The 20,470-nt window shown below is 46.7% G+C and carries 11 protein-coding genes; 4 read left to right on the top strand and 7 right to left on the bottom strand.

The features are described 5' to 3' along the window. Positions 1-38: 38 nt before the first annotated feature. A complete protein-coding gene (locus tag AM1_RS26690; RefSeq protein ID WP_012166065.1) occupies positions 39-3,314 on the bottom strand; it encodes a DEAD/DEAH box helicase in 3,276 nt (1,091 codons plus the stop codon). A gap of 411 nt (positions 3,315-3,725) precedes the next feature. On the opposite strand from AM1_RS26690, the gene AM1_RS26685 reads away from it, so the two are divergent. Next, positions 3,726-5,876: a polyribonucleotide nucleotidyltransferase gene (locus tag AM1_RS26685; RefSeq protein WP_041660582.1), complete on the top strand. Its 2,151-nt coding sequence runs from the start codon at positions 3,726-3,728 to the stop codon at positions 5,874-5,876. Here the strand turns inward: AM1_RS26685 and queG are convergent. Beyond that, complete coding sequence (gene queG, locus AM1_RS26680; RefSeq protein WP_071819968.1) at positions 5,806-6,846, bottom strand: tRNA epoxyqueuosine(34) reductase QueG; 1,041 nt, start codon at positions 6,844-6,846, stop codon at positions 5,806-5,808. The genes AM1_RS26685 and queG overlap by 71 nt on opposite strands. 478 nt (positions 6,847-7,324) lie before the next feature. On the opposite strand from queG, the gene AM1_RS26675 reads away from it, so the two are divergent. Further along, on the top strand, positions 7,325-7,906 hold the full coding sequence (locus AM1_RS26675) for a pentapeptide repeat-containing protein (RefSeq protein ID WP_012166061.1): 582 nt from the start codon (positions 7,325-7,327) through the stop codon (positions 7,904-7,906). 686 nt (positions 7,907-8,592) lie between these two features. On the opposite strand, the gene AM1_RS26665 is transcribed toward AM1_RS26675, so the two are convergent. Further along, on the bottom strand, positions 8,593-8,952 hold the full coding sequence (locus AM1_RS26665) for a hypothetical protein (RefSeq protein ID WP_012166058.1): 360 nt from the start codon (positions 8,950-8,952) through the stop codon (positions 8,593-8,595). Positions 8,953-9,092: 140 nt separating this feature from the next. On the opposite strand from AM1_RS26665, the gene AM1_RS26660 reads away from it, so the two are divergent. Together AM1_RS26660 and AM1_RS26655 are read left to right on the top strand one after the other, a co-directional pair. After that, positions 9,093-9,980 (top strand): SPFH domain-containing protein, encoded by an 888-nt coding sequence (locus AM1_RS26660; RefSeq protein WP_012166057.1) that lies wholly within the window; start codon positions 9,093-9,095, stop codon positions 9,978-9,980. Further along, entirely contained in the window at positions 9,977-10,159 is a 183-nt protein-coding gene (locus AM1_RS26655) for a hypothetical protein (RefSeq protein ID WP_012166056.1), read from the top strand. Before AM1_RS26660 ends, AM1_RS26655 begins: the two co-directional genes overlap by 4 nt. Positions 10,160-10,199: 40 nt before the next feature. On the opposite strand, the gene AM1_RS26650 is transcribed toward AM1_RS26655, so the two are convergent. From AM1_RS26650 to AM1_RS26635, 4 genes are read right to left on the bottom strand one after another with little or no spacing between them, the layout of a single operon-like run. Further along, positions 10,200-10,592, bottom strand: coding sequence for a DUF4280 domain-containing protein (locus AM1_RS26650; RefSeq protein WP_010476274.1), 393 nt, complete (start codon positions 10,590-10,592; stop codon positions 10,200-10,202). Between the two features lie 22 nt (positions 10,593-10,614). Further along, complete coding sequence (locus AM1_RS26645) at positions 10,615-12,573, bottom strand: VgrG-related protein (RefSeq protein ID WP_012166055.1); 1,959 nt, start codon at positions 12,571-12,573, stop codon at positions 10,615-10,617. A gap of 25 nt (positions 12,574-12,598) precedes the next feature. Beyond that, the gene (locus tag AM1_RS26640; RefSeq protein WP_012166054.1) at positions 12,599-13,174 is read right to left on the bottom strand and encodes a CIS tube protein; all 576 of its coding nucleotides are present in this window, start codon (positions 13,172-13,174) and stop codon (positions 12,599-12,601) included. Positions 13,175-13,203: 29 nt separating this feature from the next. Further along, complete coding sequence (locus AM1_RS26635) at positions 13,204-20,460, bottom strand: hypothetical protein (protein WP_012166053.1); 7,257 nt, start codon at positions 20,458-20,460, stop codon at positions 13,204-13,206. Positions 20,461-20,470: the final 10 nt, after the last annotated feature.

Here is a 20,470-nt window from a genome sequence, read left to right as displayed (position 1 = left end):
CACTGCATTGACCGAAATGCCGTTATTGATAGGTGGAACTATGTTTCTTCTTCATCAATAACGGCATTTCGGTCTAGTAACAACAAATTACGAAGTTGATCTGTATCGAGCTCGGTTAACCAATTCTCTCCTGCACCAACAACCTGTTCTGCCAGCGCTTTTTTGCTTTCAAGCTGTTCATGAATCCGTTCTTCTAGGGTGCCAGTACAGACAAATTTATGCACCTGAACATTGCGAGTTTGGCCAATCCGAAAAACCCGGTCAGTGGCTTGATTCTCGACGGCGGGATTCCACCAGCGATCGAAATGAAAGACATGGTTGGCACGGGTGAGGTTGAGACCAACACCACCTGCTTTTAAGGACAAGATAAAGATTCGGGGTCCCTGGGGATCATGTTGGAACCGATCAATCATCGATTCTCGCTGCTTCTTGCTGCTGCCACCATAGAGCAATAAGGTTTCACGCTGCAGTTTAGTTTGTAAATACTGTTGGAGCAGTTTGCCTAACTCTGCAAATTGGGTAAAAATCAACGCCCGATCGCCTTCATCTAATAGTTCTTCCAGCATTTCTTGCAGCCGCTTCAATTTGCCAGAACGCTGAAGGTCGAGATCTAAGGTTTCTTCATGTAAATACTGGGCGGGATGATTGCAAATTTGTTTAAGTTTGACCAATGTGGCTAAAATAATGCCCCGTCGCTGAATTCCTTTGGCAGCATCTACTGCATCCAGAGATTCTTGAACTGTCGTTTGGTAGAGCTTGGCCTGTTCTGGGGTCAGGCTGCAAAAGACAGTCATTTCCTGTTTCTCAGGTAGGTCTTGGATGATGTCTCGGTCTGTTTTGGTTCGGCGCAAAATGAAGGGTTGGACGAGGGAGCGCAATGTTGTCAACGATGCTGTATCACCATATCGCTCAATAGGGGTGGCAAACCGTCGTTGGAAAAAGGGCTTAGGTCCGAGATAGCCAGGATTCAAAAAGTCAAGAATAGACCAAAGCTCAGTTAAGCGATTCTCTAAGGGGGTACCGGTCAAGGCAATTCGCACTTTGGCCTGCAGATTGCGGACTGCCTGGGATTGCCTGGCCTCAGGATTTTTGATATTTTGAGCCTCATCCAATACAATTCCCTGCCAGGTGAGGGCGGACAAGGTCTTTTCGTCTCGATGGATCAGGGGGTAACTGGTAATCACTAAATCTAAGGGTTTGATTTTCTTGAGGAAAGTTTTTCCTTGTGGTCGTCCTGAACCGTGGTGCACTACGACTTTTAACTTTGGACCGAATCGATGCACCTCTCGCTCCCAATTTCCCAACACAGAGGTTGGACAAACGAGTAACATCGGCCCAGTTAATCGACCTTCATTTTTTAGGTGCAAGAGATAGGCAATAAACTGTACGGTTTTCCCCAAACCCATATCATCCGCTAAACAAGCGCCTAGGCCCCATTGCTCTAAGAAAGTTAGCCAGCCTACCCCTCTGGCTTGATAGGGACGTAAACTCCCCTCAAAACCAGGTGGTTCAGAGATGGCTGTTAAGGTTTGGTTGCCGTTTAGGGTTGTTAGTAATGCTTCTAAGGATCCTGATGCTTCAAAACTGACCACCGGCAGTTTATCGATAGTTAAGGTATCTCCGGTACTGATGCGAAGGGCATCTTCAAGGGACAAACCAGTTTTATTCTGGCGAGATGCAAAGAAGTTCTGAGCTGCCTTCACATCCTGAGGTCTAAATTCAACCCATTCGCCGTTAATTTCCACTAAAGGAGACTCTTGGGCAACCAACCGATCAAATTCGGCTTTGGACAAGGTTTGTCCCCCAATGGCAAGCCCCCACTGGAAATTCAATAAGCTGTCCAAGCCAATGGCACTGTCATTGCGAGATTGAGCCGCCGCCTTAATTTGCAGTCCCAGCCGATTTGCCATGGCATTTTGGTCTGACAAACTGGGGGGAAGCATTACTCCAAACCCACTATCTTCCAGTCGCCATGCTGCTGCTTTGATAAAGTCATAGGCTTGGGTCGGAGATAGGCTCAATTTTGTCGGCCGTGCTCCCTGTAAGCTTTCTTCTAACAAGGGGTAAACCCGGGAGGCCAATCCCAATCCCTGCAACAAGGTTTCTTGGGGGCGCTCAACCTTACGGCCTAAATAATCCATATGTTCTGAATTCGTATTCCAAACCACCTCTGCGGTGACCAGAAAAGTTGGATCATCTGTTGCTTGGAGAAAGTACTCTACTTTCCAGTCCCCATGACTGGTTGGGGGTTGTAAATTGAAGCAGGCGCGATACTGCTGTTCTTGTAGGCTTTGTTCGATGGGACGCAACCACTGATTTAGGGTCTCAACCCAAGTACCACAGTTTTCTTTCGTTTCTTTGAGAAGCGAGTTAGATGAGCTAAAAGCCGGTAACCATTGCTTAAACGTTGAATTAATCCCTGCCTTTTGCATGGAGGTGATGAGCTCATCGTCAATCCCTTGGCGAACCTGATGATCGATGATGTGAGTTAAAAAATCTGTAAGCAGATATCCAGCTTTGGTCGGTAAGACCACTGCTGGAGCTTGAGTAACGATGGCCTGATAAAACAGGCAAGCTTGAGGCATCCCTTTAACGAACTGTTGAAATCGCTGTCGATCCGTCGCGCTATCCAGTAAGGGTTGCCAGAAAAAGTGGCAGGTTTGGTCTGTTTGAGCCTGAATCGAGGGAATAAATTTAGAACGAGTGAGTAAATCCAGTCCCCAACGCACGGAATGGCACCAAAAAAGAAGCTCTGATCCTAGAAAATCTTCTTCGTCAGTATTGATGTGTAAGGGGAGTCCGGCTAAAAAATCTAAGGTTTGATCCGGAGAAAGCTCTAAACCTTGGACTTCGAAAGGGTATAGTTCATAGGACTCATCTTCGTCTAAGACGGTAGATGAGTGTAACGGAATCAGCTTTTCTTCCTCGGTATAGGCCGGCAATGTAACCGTCTGGGAATTCCAAGAGGTAGGACTGGAGGACTCTTTAGAAGCACGAGTTTTTGCCGAACGGGATTTTTTTCGCTTGGGAGGGGATTTGACAACCGATTGCAGGGAGGGGGTGAGGGATAGTTGTCGAGACTCAGATAACGTTAGTAGAAACTGGCTCAATTCCTTTGGATCCATGGCCAAAGGATGGGGCAACGTCTCTTCTGAAATTGGATTTTGTTTGGCGGTTGTACCGCGCCAAGTTTCAGCCCAAATAAACAATGTTCCATTTAAAAGCCGCTGATCACTGGGTTTAGATGCAGCGTTTGAGGGTTGCCCATCTTTAAAGTCTGAGGTTGGCCGCCAACTACCATGCAAGATCGCCATAATTTAGTTACAAATACTCCCTTGGAGACGTATGGTCTATTCACTGGTAAAAACGGGGTAGATATCACCTTTAAACTCGTTTATGTGATGACAATATTGGCGCAACCTTTGCTTCATGATGATGCGGTGAAGAGATGACTGGGATATGTCTTTTGAGCCATCATCAATCTGAAAATATTGTTATGAACATAAACGGCCCACCCAAACTTAAGTGTCATAAGTCTAGGTGGTGATCTTCTATACCCATGCTACAGGGTGAACTTGTCATATGGATATCCCTTTTAAAGGTCAGATGGGAATCAATAAGCAACATTTCTGAATGCTGTTCTGCAAAGCAAGCGGTTCTCTATCAATGTTAGGATTGCCACAGAAAAAAAAAGGACAAAACAATAAGTAAGGACAAGTCACTTAATGTCAGAAGTTATTAAGTCAATATCTGTTGACGGGCGAGAAATAAAACTCACTATCGGCCGTTTCGCTCCGCAGGCCGGTGGGTGTGTATTGATTGAATCTGGTGAAACTTCAGTTCTAGTCACTGCGACGAGATCGTCAGGACGTGAAGGAATTGATTTTCTTCCTTTACTCGTAGATTACGAGGAGAGACTGTATGCAGCCGGTCGTGTGCCGGGGGGCTTTCTACGACGGGAAGGTCGACCCCCTGAGAAAGCAACCTTAACCTGTCGCCTGATCGACCGACCCATGCGCCCCCTATTCCCGAATTGGTTGCGGGATGATTTGCAAATTGTGGCAACCACTATATCTATGGATGAGCAGGTTCCCCCTGACGTCTTAGCCGTGACGGGGGCTTCTGTTGCCACCCTCTTGGCCAAAATACCTTTTAAAGGGCCCATGGCTGCCGTGCGCGTTGGCCTAGTGGGGGATGACTTTATTATTAACCCCACCTATGAGGAGATCTCTGAAGGGGAACTAGATCTCGTTGTTGCTGGTTCACCGGATGGGGTGATTATGGTTGAAGCTGGGGCCAATGAAGTGGCTGAGCAAGACATGATCGAGGCCATCGATTTTGGGTATGAGGTGGTTTGTGACCTCATTAAGGCTCAAAAAGAGTTGATAGCTGAGTTGGGGATTGAGCAGGTAGAAGAAGCTGCTCCAGAAACGGATCCAACCCTAGAGAATTTTGTCCAAGAGCGCGTAACTGACCCTGTTAAAGACGTTCTAGCCCGGTTTGAGAAGGATAAAAATGTTCGAGATGCTGCCTTAGATGAGATTAAGGAATCTGTGAAAGTTGCTATCGATGAGCTTCCGGAAACAGATCCAGTACAGGTGGCAGCAGTAGAAAACCCCAAAGCTATTGGTAAGGTTTTTAAGAGTATTACTAAAACCTTAATGCGCCGCCAGGTGGTTGAAGATAAGGTCCGAGTGGATGGCCGTAAGTTAGATGAAGTTCGTCCTATTTCTTGTAATGTGGGTGTTCTCCCCCAGCGGGTTCACGGCAGTGGCTTATTCAACCGTGGCTTAACCCAGGTTTTGTCTATCGCGACCTTGGGAACACCGGGTGATGCTCAAGAAATGGATGATCTCCATCCTGATAGCCAAAAGCGTTACCTTCATCACTATAATTTCCCGCCTTATTCTGTGGGTGAAACCCGACCAATGCGCTCGCCTGGACGTCGGGAAGTAGGGCATGGGGCTCTGGCTGAAAGAGCTTTACTACCGATGCTTCCTAGTAAAGAAGAATTCCCCTACGTTCTTCGAGTCGTTTCCGAAGTCTTATCCTCTAACGGGTCTACATCAATGGGGTCAGTTTGCGGATCCACTTTGTCCTTGATGGATGCGGGAGTGCCCCTGGCTAAGCCAGTGAGTGGAGCCGCTATGGGCTTAATCAAGGAAGGGGAAGAAGTTCGAGTACTCACAGATATTCAAGGGATTGAAGATTTCTTGGGGGATATGGACTTTAAGGTAGCGGGTACTGCGGATGGCATTACCGCCCTGCAAATGGACATGAAAATCACCGGTTTATCGATGAAAGTGATCGCTGAGGCGATTCATCAAGCGAAACCCGCTCGACTCCATATTTTGGATAAGATGCTGGCGACAATTGACAGTCCTCGCGAAACGATGTCTCCCTATGCACCTCGCCTATTGACCATCAAGATCGATCCAGAACAGATTGGCATGATTATTGGTCCAGGCGGTAAGACCATTAAAGGGATTACCGAGGAAACGGGGGCTAAGATTGATATCGAAGATGATGGTCGCGTTACGATCTCAGCAGTAGATGAGAAGGCTGCATCTCGTGCTCGCCAGATTATTGCTGGTATGACACGCAAGCTGGCAGCTGGTGATGTTTTCTTGGGTAAAGTGACTCGGATTATTCCGATTGGGGCCTTTGTGGAAATTGCGCCTAGTAAGGAGGGCATGATTCACATTTCTCAGTTGGCAGACTATCGAGTTGGCAAGGTGGAAGATGAAGTCACCGTTGGCGATGAAGTGGTGGTTAAAATCCGTGAGCTAGACAATCGCGGTCGCATTAATCTGACTCGCTTGGGGATTCATCCTGAGGAAGCGGCGGCGGCTCGTGCAGGTGGTTCTGAGTCTTAGTTAGCTTAGCTTTTTGATCATTGGCTTTGAGAGATGCTGTGGCGTTCCGCTGCAGCATTTCCAGTTTGATGCGGCGGAGGGCAGAGGCTCTAAATCTGCGATCGCGTTCTGATACCGATAGGGTTGCTAGCTCTGTTAGTGTCGGGGCAACATTTTCGGGATAGGGCTGGAAGTCAGAAATATCTGTCTCTTGGGCAAATCTTTGATTCCAGGGACATACATCTTGGCAAATATCACACCCTGCAACCCAGCCTTGTAAATTCGCTGCAATTCCATCGGGCAGTGCAGCCTCCCGATTCTCAATGGTGTGGTACGCAATACAGCGATTCGCATCAACGACAAAAGGTTCACGAATCGCATCCGTGGGGCAGGCTGTAATGCAGCGGGTACAGGAACCACAATGTTGAGTGTGGGGACGATCCGGTTCCAAGTCTATATTCGTCAGAATTTCTCCTAGAAAAAGCCAGGAACCATAGTTCCGCGAAATCAGGTTGCTGTGTTTACCAATCCAGCCAAGACCAGCTCGTTCAGCCCAGACTTTGTCTTGGACAGGACCAGTATCGACGTAGTAGCGGACTTGGATCCGCGGGTCCTGTGCTTGCATCCACAGAGCTAAAGCTTTGATTCGGCGACCCACGACACGATGGTAGTCTCGGCCCCAACCGTAGCGTGAGATTTTGGCATACTCTTGTCCTGATGGGCGTTGGTGGGGAGTGTAGTAGTTGATACCTAAACAGATGATGGAGCGGACATCGGGCATAACTTGGTAAATGTCTTGTCGACGTGGATCATTCATCCAAGCCATATCGGCGTGATATCCCTGGTTGAGCCATTGTTGTAAGGGGAGAGTTAAGGCTTGCGCTTTGTCCTGCCATTGAGCAACACTGACAAGGCCAACTTTGTGGCAACCCAGTTCGATGGCTTTGTCCTTGAGGGTTTGACTATTTATTCCTGAGCCATGGGTAGCCATAGGGTAGTTATCTAAATCAATCGTTAGTCCAGAGACTATTGAGTATCTTGCCCTTAAAGGGGTTGGGGAAATTAAACGTATGTTAGGTAAAGGTTCATTGATAGGGGTGTTGGAATTCGAGATAGACGATTTACAATGAATTTCTCTGATCTTTTTGGGAGAATTTACCTTTTATTGAGCTAACTCTGCAACCGGACAAAAATATCGTTATATTGCAACAATAATCTCCCTAATTCAATTGATTAATATTAACTGTAGAAATGAATTAAGTTTTTCCTCATCTTGAAAATCTAAAGATCGGGAGTTTAACCCATGTCAGTAATCTATTCTGTCTGGGACGCTAAAGCTACCCTCCTCAATCGAGTATCGACAAATGGTTACTTTGATTAAGAGTGATTTTCCCAATGTATTTCTGATCAGTACGCTTTAAGAGCTACTGGAGATTGTGACCACATAAGGCCATGTAACTCTTGACTTGATGATGGCGAATCCTGAACATGTCGCGGAGTTAAAGAAAGGGGTTCAATCCTGGAACCAATGGCGACAAAGGTATCCTGATGTGATTCCAAATTTGACAAGCTCAAACTGGGTTGAAGTTGACCTGAGCAATGCTAACCTCCAGATGGCAAATATGAGTGGGGCTAATCTGCTCGGGACTATTCTGATTGGGGCAGAATTACGATGTGCCAATTTGGCCAACACGGATTTATTAGGCGGGCTATTGAATGGAGCCGATATGAGTCGGGCCCACTTGTGTTGGACTAGATTATTTGGAGCGAATCTAGACAGTGCGACTTTAGCTGGTGCTGATTTATATGGGGTTGATCTGGGGAGAGCGATTCTCTCCAAATCTAATTTAATGGGAGCGAGCTTGATGGAAACCGATTTAAGTGAGGCCAATCTTCAAAGAGCACAGCTACTGGGAACGAATTTATATAATGCGAATTTGCATCGGGCTGTCCTCCGGAAGGTCGAAGGTCTAACTGTCTCGCAAATTAAAACAGCTCACAACTGGGATGGCGCTTTTTTTAGCGAAGAGTTCAGAATGAGATTAGGTTAGCGGTAAACATTCGTCTTTTTTGCGCCGTACAACCGTCTTCATTCTAAGAATCTAAGAATGTTACTCATTCCAGATTGTCACTTGTTCTGGATGTTGGTCACCAGAAATTTCTTTTAGGAACCCTAGTTCATTGCAGGGTTGTCCCAACTCATAGAGGGAATTTCGCGTTTTGACATAGACGTGCCCTGCACCTGCAAAATATCCCTGAATAGTTGAGGTTATAATCTTAGCCCCAACGGAATGTTTGGGGTGACCATAAAGCCTACCTTTGATAATCAGCCTTCCAGCTTTTTCTAAGCCTATCCATGACTCAATAATCGGAATCCTACTGGAGCTCTCTTGTGGTGTTTGTCTAGATAGAGAGATATTCCTTTGGAAAAAAACTTTGATATCTTCAATCGTGACCATAAAGATATTGAGCTCTTAAAAAGGACACCTATGAAGTGGGAAATGAAAGCTCTAAATTTTCTACCCCTATATCTAAATTAATTGAAATTTTGATAAAGCAAATCAGTAATATCCCTGAAAGCTAATCTCTAATTTGGTTTTAACTGATTTGGACAAGGTGGATTGGAGATAGATAGACCCTGCCGAGTGATTAGATGGATCGGCGCACTTAATTTCCGTGAATAGAAAACAAAAAATTATATTTATCGGCAAGAAAAGTCTGTTGGAGCCAACATTGACTATTGAGCGCAAGCCAAATCTCGAATCGCTTCATTAAGGGGATCTGCGATGAGTAAATGCCAATCCTCTTTCGTCACTTGGCCGTTAACCTCTACATCTTTAAATCGGTTGGAGTTGCAATCATACGCAGTTACATAATCGATACGTGGCGGCGTTTCACCTTCATTGAGGTAGTAGCTGAGGACCGTGACCTCTGAACCTATTCGTTGGATAGAATCGCGATCATAATATTGGCGAATTCGGCCTTGATCAGTTTCTGCAGCGAGTTCCCAGGATATAGCTGTGGCGGGTTGTGCGGCTAGTAGTAGCCATGCGATCGCAAGTCCGATCACCAGCACTCCCATTCCAATCTTTTTCATTGCTCACCTTCAAGCGCCAAACTGCTGTTATCGCTACTTTACGTTAGCGAGACTTGGCCTTCCATGACAAACGGTAACAGCAATGTCAAAGTGATATCACTTTGCTATCTTAGTGATATGGATTCAAAGGAAACAAAGATATGAATTCCACGAAAGAATCATCCGCTTGGAAAATTAACGGGTTTGGGGTGTTGCCCATTCTCTTATTGTTTTTGGGGATCAGTAGTTGGTATTTATTTCCCTTTGTTCTATTTGAGAAAGCATTAGCAGGGCCACAACTCTGGCTAGGGTCTGGATTATTTGCTATGGCAGGGATATTGGCTAGTGGTTTTTTCCTAGTCGATCCGAATCAGGCTCGGGTATTAATTTTGCTAGGAAAATATATCGGCAGTATCCGTGAACCAGGTTTTTACTGGACCATTCCTTTCATCGTCAGTAAGCGCCCAGTCTCCCTGCGGGTTCGCAACTTCAACAGTGAAAGATTGAAGGTCAATGATGCCCAGGGCAGTCCGATTGAGATTGCAGCAGTTGTCGTTTGGCGAGTGATTGATTCAGCCAAGGCCACCCTGGATGTCGAAAGCTGCCGCGACTTCGTCGCGATTCAAAGTGAGACGGCCCTCCGGAGTTTAGCCAACCGCTATGCCTACGATATTTTTGACAATACCCAGGAGTCTTTGCGGGGGAATCCTGATCAAATTTCCGACCTGCTTAAACAGGAAGTCCAGCGTCGGTTAGACGTTGCTGGGGTTGATATTATCGAAACTCGAATTACTCACCTGGCCTATGCCCCTGAAATTGCCCAAGCGATGCTTCGTCGCCAACAAGCGATCGCAGTGATTGCAGCCAAAGAGCGAATCGTCGAAGGTGCCTTAGGCATGGTAGAAATGGCACTGCATCGGTTGAGTGAGCAACAGGTGGTAGACCTGGATGAAGAACGGAAAGCTGCTATGGTAAACAACTTACTGGTGGCCCTGGTTTCTGAAAGTTCAACACAGCCGATCATTAATGCTGGAACCCTGTATACGTGAGCAAAAAGAAGCGCTTCTTATTACGACTTGATCAGGCTCTTTACGACACCCTCGAACGTTGGGCGGCGGATGAGTTGCGCAGCGTCAATGCTCAAATCGAATTTTTACTTAAGGAATCCACCCGCAAAGCAGGACGACAGAAGGAACCCTCATCCGATCAGGAATCGGCGTCCGATTAATCTCGGGATTGTTAATGTCAACCCTAACAGCCCCGTTTTCTCAAGGAATTTGAGTGGTAACTTGTCCTGGATAAGTTATCTGAATTACCCCTCCCCAAGTACAAAAGCACTTAGATGTATTGTTTAATGCCGGAAAATTATTGATCAGCACCGTTGGTGAACCCGGTGTCCAAGGGGCTGGAATAACGGGGATACAGGGCATCGGGGTGAGAACACCCATTGCGGCGGCTGTTGCCGAGGCGACCGTCGGGTTCGCCAGGGAAGAACACATGCCAAACGGTGGAATATTGGCAATGGGGGCATAGTCCATAATAGTTGCGGCAGCGGGGCCACCCGTCAGAACTGGTGGTCCTTTGGGAATCACAATTAAAGAACTAGGTGCTGCTCCAAAAGAACATTGTAAGGACGCCCCCATGACGACTTGTTGTCCCATTGACTACTCCTTCTTGTCACTATCAATTGATCTTTACGATTGAGCCCTTGATGGTATTCACCCCAGAGGCTTGAACGGTCACCAAAGCCCCATCAATTTTGGTTTGGGCAGTTCCTTTCATGGCAGCCTGAACCCCCTGAATCGTGACGCCAGAATTGCTGAGTTCAATCGATGAGCTACCCACTTTTAACGTAATTTTGGTCGTTGCCGTCAGGGTGATTTCCCCTGCATTCAGGCTAATCTTCCGCGAACTGCCGCTGGTCCCAGATTTAACATTGATATCTCCCGTCGAAACCATATCGATTTTGGCGGAGCCATTATCGTCCAGTAAGACTTTATGACCTCCCTTGGATTTTATTTCTAGCTTTTTGCCTTGATCATCTAGCCGAGCATAATGCCCCTCTTTTGTTTTTAATTCCGCGAACTTTTCGCTGTCATTCAGATACAAATGGTGGCCATACACCGTATCTAAGTAAATGCCTTTCTTTTTGGCATCTTTATCTGCTTCTACAAATTGGAGGGTATGGCCCGTGCGAGTTTTCACCGTTCGGAGATTGACCTTGCCATCGACAATGGAACTCTCCACCTTCTCCGGGGGACTATCCTTTCCATTCCACACCCCACCCACAATATAGGGACGGTGAATATCGCCATGTTCAAACCCCACTAGCACCTCATCATCCACTTCGGGTAAACAGTCAAAACCCCGATCTTTTCCAGCTCCGCTGGCCACGACTCTGGCCCAGTTACTTTCATGCTCCTCCGTCAAGGTGGGAAACTTGACTCGGACTCTTCCCCAACCTTTTGGGTCTTTGTTATTCGTGACTTTGCCGACCAACAGAGTTTGGCCTGCCTGCAGTCGTTGAGAGGGAGCCAGGGTTGAGAGTAAATCTCCTCCCCGTAACCCCCGCACGCTGAACTCTGTGGAATAAACCCGATCTTGAAATACATGGCGTGTTTCAGTGATGTAGTACTTGCCGCTGTATTTCCCCATATCTTTGAGTTGAACCACCTGTCCCGTTCTCAAATCAGGATTGCCCTCAGCTCTGGCATCCGCCACCACAAACTCTCCCCCCAGCTCATCAATAAGAGCCTGGGCAATGGTATCGGCTTCCTTGGCACTAAAGACAGGCTGATCCACCACAATCATTTTGGGCGTTGTCGGTTTGCCATTAAAAACAGTGCTTTGTTTCTGGCCAGAGCCATGATCGGTGGAGGTTAGCAGTTTCTCAACATTTTTAGTGGAGACGATGGCTTGTTTCCGTTCATAATCCCAACCCCTTACTTCAACACTTTTAACCTGTTCTGCACTGGTGACCCGCACTCTAAAGCTATGCAAATCCTTGAGCCAGGTCAGGGAAATATTGGAATTGGCTTTGGGCTTCCTAAAATTCATCTTGCCGTCTTGAACATAGAGTTCAAACCCATTCCGGGCTGCCCGCTCCCGTAGAAATTCCATATTGGTCTGATTCTCTTGAAAAATATAGTCATGGGGAGACCCGCTATTATCGATGGTGCCAGCGGGGATTCCGACTTCTCCAATCACTTTCTTGACTACATCCGTGTCGGTCATATTCTGGAAGGACCGATTGTAGCGACCTCGATGGAGTCGGTGGGACGTGTCGTAGCCCCGAATCACGATAGGGGCTTGAGAACTCGCAGTAAAGTTCGTCTCCATACCGGTGATTTCTCCATCCAGCACATAGCCCTGATTCTCTTCGTCAAAGTCCTGGGCTTCAGTGGTACTGCCGCTAAAGCCGATTTTGATGGTTTTACCAATCTGAAAGAGATCGTCATATTGCCAGGGAGCATCAACAGATCGACCAGAAAAGTAGTCGTTCTTGATCACCAGGATAAACATGCCAGGTAAGTGCAAGCTTTCTTCCACAGAAATCTGGAGAATATCTTCCATCAGCTCGTTGGACGCTTTTTTGCCATCAATTTCTAAAAGTGGCTCGGCAATATAGGTGGTTGCAGGCATGGGCAGTTAGCTTAATTTCAGTACTTTAGCGACCAAAGGTTGTTCGGCTGGAACGACTATCCTGGGAGCGATTGGGAGAGGCAGACTGGCTTCCCCCTGCTAAGCTTGATTCGTCAATTTCCTTTAGGGACATATCGACTCTGGCTTGGACAGGTGTACCATCCGGCAAAAACAAAGTGAGTTTGTAGGTAATTTGCTCGACAAAGCAGCGTAGATATTGCTGGTCTCCCCAAGTGAAGATATAGATGGGCGGTCGTTTGTTGGCAGCGTCGCCACTATCATCAAAATCCAAAGCTTTGATCAATTTGCTGATATAGGCATCAATCACACTGGTTCCTTGCTCGTAAGTATCAAACAAGATATTGCTCAAGGACAGAGAGCAGGCTTCCGGATAGGCAAAGGTGACCTTGGGTAATCCCTTAGCGGTCCGTGCCCCTTGGCTTTCATTTAGACGCATCGACTGCTGAAAGACCAATTCTGTGGGGTTGAACATAAATTCAATATCTTTACTCTTGTCCGTGGGTTGGTGGACTAAGGTTGCCTTCGCTAACTTACCTGAAGCAACGGCACTATTATTACTGCGAGAGCCACTATAGGTCATGGTTTATATTCAACCTCTTCATATAAAATTCACCACGGTAAACGACCAGATTGATACCCTCCATGTCTCTCTCGCTCCACTTCTAGGCGCTGTCGGAGGACGTGATAGATCTCTCTTGCTAGGATTTCGAAACTTTGCTCATCTACTTCAGGTTCAGTTAACTTTTCAGTTTGGAATTGACGCATCACCACTTCTGTCGTTTGGGGCGTGGATGAAACTGGGGGAGCAGTAGTTGGAGACTTTTGTAAGGGTTGAGCCGTTCGTTGGGCAAATACTGTTTTCCTTGGGACTTGCTTTTCTGGGTAAATTCCTGTGGGGGTGAGGACAAAATCTGAAGTGTCTTCAGGGGTTGCAGTGGGTTTCTCTGCTTTAGGTTGGATGACGGATGGCTGGGTTGTGAATAGGTCTTCGATACTGGACCAGTTGGAGGGGAGTGTTGGGTTGTTTGACGGTTGGATTGTGGGTGCGATCGCATCCTCCGTATTTATCTCATAGCCCTCGCCAGACCGTCCTGTTTCATCATCATCTTTACGTTGTAATGGTGCATTCGGATTTTGAAAATCCCGTAGTTTCTGAGAATGATGTTTACGATTTGGTTGACTGGAAGGTAATAGATTGCTGATGAATTTCGGAGAAACGAAATTGTCCGCAATGTTGGACAAGGGAGAAGGCGACTGGCCCGTTGCCAACAACTGGGCAACGGTTAGGTCTGGGGAATTCCCTTCTGGTTGTCTGGGCTCAGGCGATTGAGCTGCTATCTCAATAACTCGGCGTTGTAGAGAATCTGCTGAACCAGGCTGAGCATCTACCGGATCTATCGGTTGAGGAGGCGAGTTGAGGGTATCTTCTGCTTGAGCTTGGCGCTGGATCGTGGACTTAAGGGGAGGCGTTGATAATGGCTGAACTGAAGCGAGAGAGGAGGTATCTGCTTCTGAATGCTGCAGCTTTGAATCAGGTTTTGCAGAAAGTTCTGCAACCTCAGATGTTTCTCCAATCGTTGAGGAGATGTCTCTATTGGTACGGTCAAGATCTGTCTCTACCAAAGAAGAGTTGATCTCTACAGTCCTTTGAAGGATCGGGTCTTCGTGGAGGTCCGAGGATGAGCTGGACGCACTATCCTTAGGGTGTAAATTATCATTTGCGAGATTTTCGTCAGGACGTTGAGCTGGGATCTCTATAATCCGACGGTGGGGAGAATCAATCTGGTCCAGTTGAGGCTGGATATGCTCTACTTTTTGGGGGGATGAATCAGCTTGAGGAAGTGCTGAAATCTCAGATTGTTCAGCAATGTTGGAAGAGGGTTTGGGATTGGCAGGGTCAAAATTCCTCTCTGGCAAAGAAGAGTTGGCCTCTGAACTTCTTTGCAGGCTTTGATTTTCGTTAAGTTCCAGGGATGAACTGGATGCGATATCTTGATCGGATAAGTTAGCTTTTTCAATATTGCCGTCAGGACGTTGAGCTGGAATCTCTATGATCCGACGGTGGGAAGACTCGTTCTGGTCTGGTTGAGACTGGATGCGCTCTACATTTTCGGGTGGGGATTCACCCAGATTATCAGTTGGATGTTTTTGTAAATCTGGTGTTGGGGTATCAGTATTACTGGATTCAGCCAAGAGAGTGGAATTAGCTTGAATCTGGCCGGTAGATAAGTCAGGGTCGGTCTTTAGCTCTGAACCAATATGGGATTGATGTTTTGGCTGGATGATTTCTGACGTTGCTGAAATATCATTAGGAGCGATACTAGGATCGGGGGACGGCTCGATACTGGATGCTTGTAGGGCAGGCCCTGTAGTCGCTTTCGGTATGTCATTTGTAAGCGATGCATCAGTAGTTGGAGCCGTTTCTGAGTCGCGATTAGGGACAGCTTGCTGTTGGTCGGGTTGCTCTATAGGTTGGATTTCTGGGGTTGGCTGGATTGTAAGCTTATCTCCAGGCTCTAGAGGTGATTCTGGGGTGCGATCGCAATTATCAAACGATTGCCCAAGGTTGTCTTTCTGAAGTTGTGGCTCCGTTGCGGGCTGGATAACAGAAATTTCAACGGATTGAATTGGAACGGTAGATGCTTGCTTTAGTTCTAGATTTGATGGTTCTGTATGGGGCTCTATTTGAGCAGAAGTCTTTCCTGGAATAGAAGTTTCTGAGCTTATAGACTGGTCATTTAACGGCTTGCTGGCGGTACTGGAATCCTCTTTTGGGGTAAAGAATGGCTGATCGCTATCAATGTGAGCTTCAATCTTTCGTTGAATAATACCGTCTGTAGTAGTCGTTTTGCCGCTAGCATCACTGCTTTTGCTGGGAGCCTGTGGGGCTTGATGTCCCTGAGATTCGAGATTCTTGGAATTCAGAGTGGAATCTATAGCTGAATTGTCAGAATTGGGTATGGGTACATGGGGGCTTGAGACAGAAAAGCTTTGTTCGGATACTGCCGCTCCGCCTTGGTCCTCTTGGGCTTGAATTGTTGGGGAAGTACCATTCGGTTGGTTGTCGACTTGTTCCTTAATTTGGGATGTTTGGACAATAGGGCCATCCAAATTTTGACTAGAAGTTTCTGAGGTATCAGCTTCTGTAACTGCCTCTGAACTCTCTTTCAGGTTGCTTTGGTTACTCTCGCTGGAAAGATTCCCCTGTGTTTGGCTAGATTGCTGGATAGATGAAGTTGGACTAGTGGGAAATTGAGGTTGGTTAGTTGCCGATTGCTGCTCAACCTTAGTTTGAATAGCAATTTCGCGAATAGGTGGACGGTCTGAAAGAGGTGATTCTGTGTCTAAAACATTTTGAACCTGTAAGGGTTGGGTTTGAGCTTCAGGTCGCTCGGGTTGAGATTTCTCTTGTTCTGTTTCACGCTGGAGTATGTTGTTGGGATTAGCATCTGTTTCGTTTGTACCCGAACCTCCTGGGGGTTCATTTGCGTCTATTTCGCCATGTATAGATCCTTCATCTTGTGGAAGAGGAAGCGATCCTGAAGGTGGAGAAGTCTTGGATTGAGGGATTGGAACATCAGAACGGTCAAGTGGTGATGATTGCTGAGGCGCAATATCTTGACGTTGAATAGCGTCACTAATACTTGTAGTCGAGACCGCTTGTTCTGCCGCGTCACTTGGAGTAACGTTTGGGTGTTCTGGAGAATTGGGGTGTTCTGTTGATTGCGCGGTTTCCTCTTGTTTAGCCTGCAAGTTCAGGCTCGTCGTCGAATCGGTTTCTGTAGTCTCCCTAGACATTTTTGCGGGAGACGAAACTGATTTTTGTTTCTTTGCCTTAGTTTTTGGCTTAGTTTTTTTAGGTTTTAGGTTGGTTAATTGCTGGACAATGGTTGTACGTAACTTTGAAATAGGGGAATTGAAAGGACGGTTGCGATCTCGACTTTGAGACGCTTCTGGTATTGCAGTACCAAAGTTTGCTGAACTTTGGCTCGATACATTGGTGATGGGCTGCTCTGAGCTGCTTGAGCTTGTCTCAGCGCTATCCCTCTGTATTGTGTCCTCGTTTTCATGGAGCAAAGCTGGATTGTTTTGTTCTGAATCCTGTTGTGGCTTAGAAGTCTTTGCTTTATCTACAGAGCGAGATTGAATGGACGGCTCAATCGTGAACGCTTGCGGATGACTGATATCTTTTTGGGAAGGCACAACAACGGAACTTGATTCTGTTTGCACAGGACTTTCTGTCACAGCGTCAGATGTAGAGGCTAGCTGCTCTGTAGCAGTCAGTGATGGTTGTTCAATGCCTTTAACTGGGTCTGCAATAGACTCAGTAGTGGCTTGAATATTTTCTCCATTCAGCTCAGATACTGCAGAATTGAGTGGTTGATCTGTCTGCGCAACTTCAGATGATGTTGTTATTTGAGCTGAGTCAGTTTCCTTGATTTGCGTGGGTTGAGGTAATTTTCTCCTTGAACTTTGTTTGAGTATCGACCGGTCAACCCTCTGTCTAATTTCTGAACCCAGATTTGTGATCCGATCCGCAAGCTGATTCTGAATTAATTGCCATTCAGGTATAGGGGTATTAGTTTGTGACTCAACGACTGATGCTGAGCTATCCCCTCCTGCGGGGGAGGTGGTCTCAATACTGTTCGAGGTAGGAAAGTCTACTTGCGCAGACTGGGGAGGTGGAGGGCTTGAGGATTGTGAGTCTTCAGCTTTTTGTACAGTGGGTAATTCTTGAGTTTGGCGATGCTCTTCAGCACTTACATCGGTGAGGTAATCTGTTTGACTGTTGAGATGCGCTTGTTCATCTGAACTAAGTTCAGGCTTTGATAGACTAGCGGTGTCTAGACTTGCATTGGGTAAATAGGACTTCGCTTGAATGTCTGATTGAATGGACGTTGCTGCGGATTTATTTTCACTACCACTATCTTGTAAGGGTTGGGGATCTCCATTTACAGATCTGTGAAGTGAGGCAGGGCTAATGGTCTGATCTTCACGCTTCTGGTTTGAGTTTTTAGGTAAATTCTGCTCTTGCCTTTGAAATGGATTGAACTCTTCATTCGGATGAGGTTCAAGTTGACGACTAACCGTGTCCATGACCTGCTGACTGAGATGGGTCAGCCGTTTTAGGGGGTGTGCTGGTAATTGTCCCCACTTCTTTGTTTTTAGTCGGGAAGTTTCAGTCCCAGCACTTGAAGTAGCACTAGGCGATGAAGTCGTCTTTAGCTGATTAACACTAACCTCGGGTGTTGAAGATTCAGAATTATTTCGATGCTGTCCAGTAATTGTAAAATCTGAGGCCGACTCAGACTTCTTTTGGAGATCTGTGACTGAGTCAGATTGTATGTCTTGATCGATCGTCGGTTCAATCGTCGGTTCAGAGGTCGCTGGAGTAGCATGAGGATGCTTTTGGGGTGAGTCTTTAGACTCAGGGGCTGCTTGAACCGTTAGAGAATTCTGTTCATGGTTAGCAATCTCAGTTTTCTCTAGTAAAGCCTCTTCCCTGACAGATTCCTGAGGAGAAACTTGTTCTATAGCCTCGGCTTCACTTTGGACTAAAGGTACTTCAGAGGGTGATTGCTTTGAGTCGGGAGATGATTTGGTTTGGATAGATGGAGGATTTGACGGTTGGGGAGAATCACTAGTGGATTTCTGCAACCCTTTTGTTTTGGCTCTAGATTGACCAGTGGGGAATGAATGAGATGCCTGCTTGAGCTGAATCCCAACTTTATGAATATCCTGTTTAGCTCGTTTCCCCATGCGCGATAGCTGCGCTTGTAAGGGAATCTTTTTCTGTTTGTTTTTTTTAATCTGTTGTTTTGAAGTTGTTTTAGTGGATGCCTCGGGAGATGGTTCGTCTGCTCTTTGAATAACGGTTGCCCGTGCCGCATCCTCATCAGTTTTTTGGGTAGTGCTGGATGTAGGGGGAGTTTCATTTGATGAGGAAGAGGGACTAGTCGGACTAGTTTGGTTCGTTTCTATCTTCGATGTATGCGGGTGGTCAGTAGAAGATTGCTGAGCTGCCGAACTTTCTATTTTTTGAATAACAGTTGTATCTGTTTGACTCTCGCTACTCTGGGCTGTTGAGTTTGGTGTCTCGGAATTCTCAATCAATAAAGGCTTCTCACCTAGAGATTGCTGAGGAGATGCTTGGGCGACTTGTTCAATAGGTGTTGTTTCTATTGATTTCCCCCTAGGTATGGTGGGAGAGCTAGATGTTATGGGTGTCTCAGTTGAAGAGCTGCTATCAGTTGAGCTACTTGGGTTAGCGTCTTCTTTGGAATTTGTGAGGGAAAGCTGTGAGTTGCTAGGTTGCAGATCGATAGGGGGAATTGGAGATGACTGGATAGTCTCACTAGCTGGTTTAGCTGTGTTGCTGTTAGTCCCTTGTTGGGATGGTTTAGTACTAACCTGCTCGCTGTGAGCTGTGGTCTCCAGTGAAGTTTGAGAAATGGATTGAGATTCGATAGGTTGACTATTAGGTAAGTCCGTTGAGGTGTCAGTCCCTTGTTGGGATGATTTAGTGGCTACCTCCTTATTGCTTTGAGCTATGGCTTCCAGCGAAGTTTGGATTGAAACGGATTGGGATTTGTTAGGTTGAGTGCTAGATACTTGCGGTTCCTGGTTGGGTTGAGCAGAGATAACTGGTTTTTGACTCGAAGGTGGAGATGCTGTTGGAAGGGAGACTTCTTTACTTTGGGCAACCTGGGCTGTTTGTGCAGATCGATCTAAAGAATGGTCATTGGTAGCCGAAGCTTTTTGGATGCTGGGCTGATTGGGGGCAGAGATGACTGAGTCTTGGGTTGGCGACGGATCATCATTTGTAGCCCTAGCAGAAGGTGAAGGTTTTGGGCCTGAAGATTTAACTTCTGAGTTAGGAGAAGTGGATTGTTCATGAGACTGGGGGAGACTCTCTTGGATTATGGAGGGTTCAGAAGCAACTTTAGTTTCCAGGATATTCTGGTGCTTCGCTTGGAGGGGGGACCCATCTGGTGCTTCCGCAGAAGTACTCACCTCTGGAGATATTGCGTTAGAGGTGGAATGGACGATTGGGTTAGTCGTTTGTTCAGACTTCTGTTTGGATTCAGAAATAGTCTGCTTAGAAACCACCTCTGATGATGTCTGGTCTCCAGTAGTTTCGTCCTGTGAGGGAGAAACAGGGGAAAGGGTTGATTGTTGAAGATGGGATTTCGCGGGTGGAGGGCTAAACTGTTGAGCCTTGTTTAGTTTGGGTTGGAGCGTTATTTCAGGGCTGTTTTGTTCTTGGGCAATCTGTGTTCCTGACTCAGCTTGCTTAGTAACAGGTCTTTCCCTAGTCTCTTGTTCTCTATCCTGAGCAGGCTGAATAGAAGGGGCTGATATTTGGGGTTGGTCATTATTAATGACTGCACCAGTCTCAAGAGAGGGTGCCTGTTGCACTTTTGGTGTACTAGCGGCATTACTATCGATTTTGCCAGGGTTGTTCTGAGCGCTTGACTGTCGCTGATGGGAGGGTGTTTGTTCTAATTTGGGTTGCAGACTTTCGGTGGGTACTTTCGGAGCAAGAGTGTTGGGTTGGGTTTCTGGAGACTGAGTTACGAAGGAATCAGAAATGTTGGAAAGGCCCGTGGAGCCGTTGCCAATGGCTTCCCCTGGCACCTGGTTAGGAACCTGACTACCTAGAGAATTTGCCCAAGCCGTTTCGGTCGGCAGAGGGGTATCCAAATTGATTAGGGATACAGCGCCCAAGGGAGATAGGGTATGGGGTTGGAGAAAGGATTGTCCTAGAGCCGGAGGAGGGAGCAATGGATGCTGAAGGCCAAGCGAGTCTAAGGAAGGGATCTCTTCCGATGGAGATTGATGACCTTGGCCTGAATTAGCATCCATAAACTTTGCA

Source organism: Acaryochloris marina MBIC11017, assembly GCF_000018105.1.
Lineage (GTDB): Bacteria > Cyanobacteriota > Cyanobacteriia > Thermosynechococcales > Thermosynechococcaceae > Acaryochloris > Acaryochloris marina.
The sequence above is the reverse complement of the archived record's forward strand: the minus strand, read 5'-3'. Positions and strand labels throughout refer to the sequence as shown.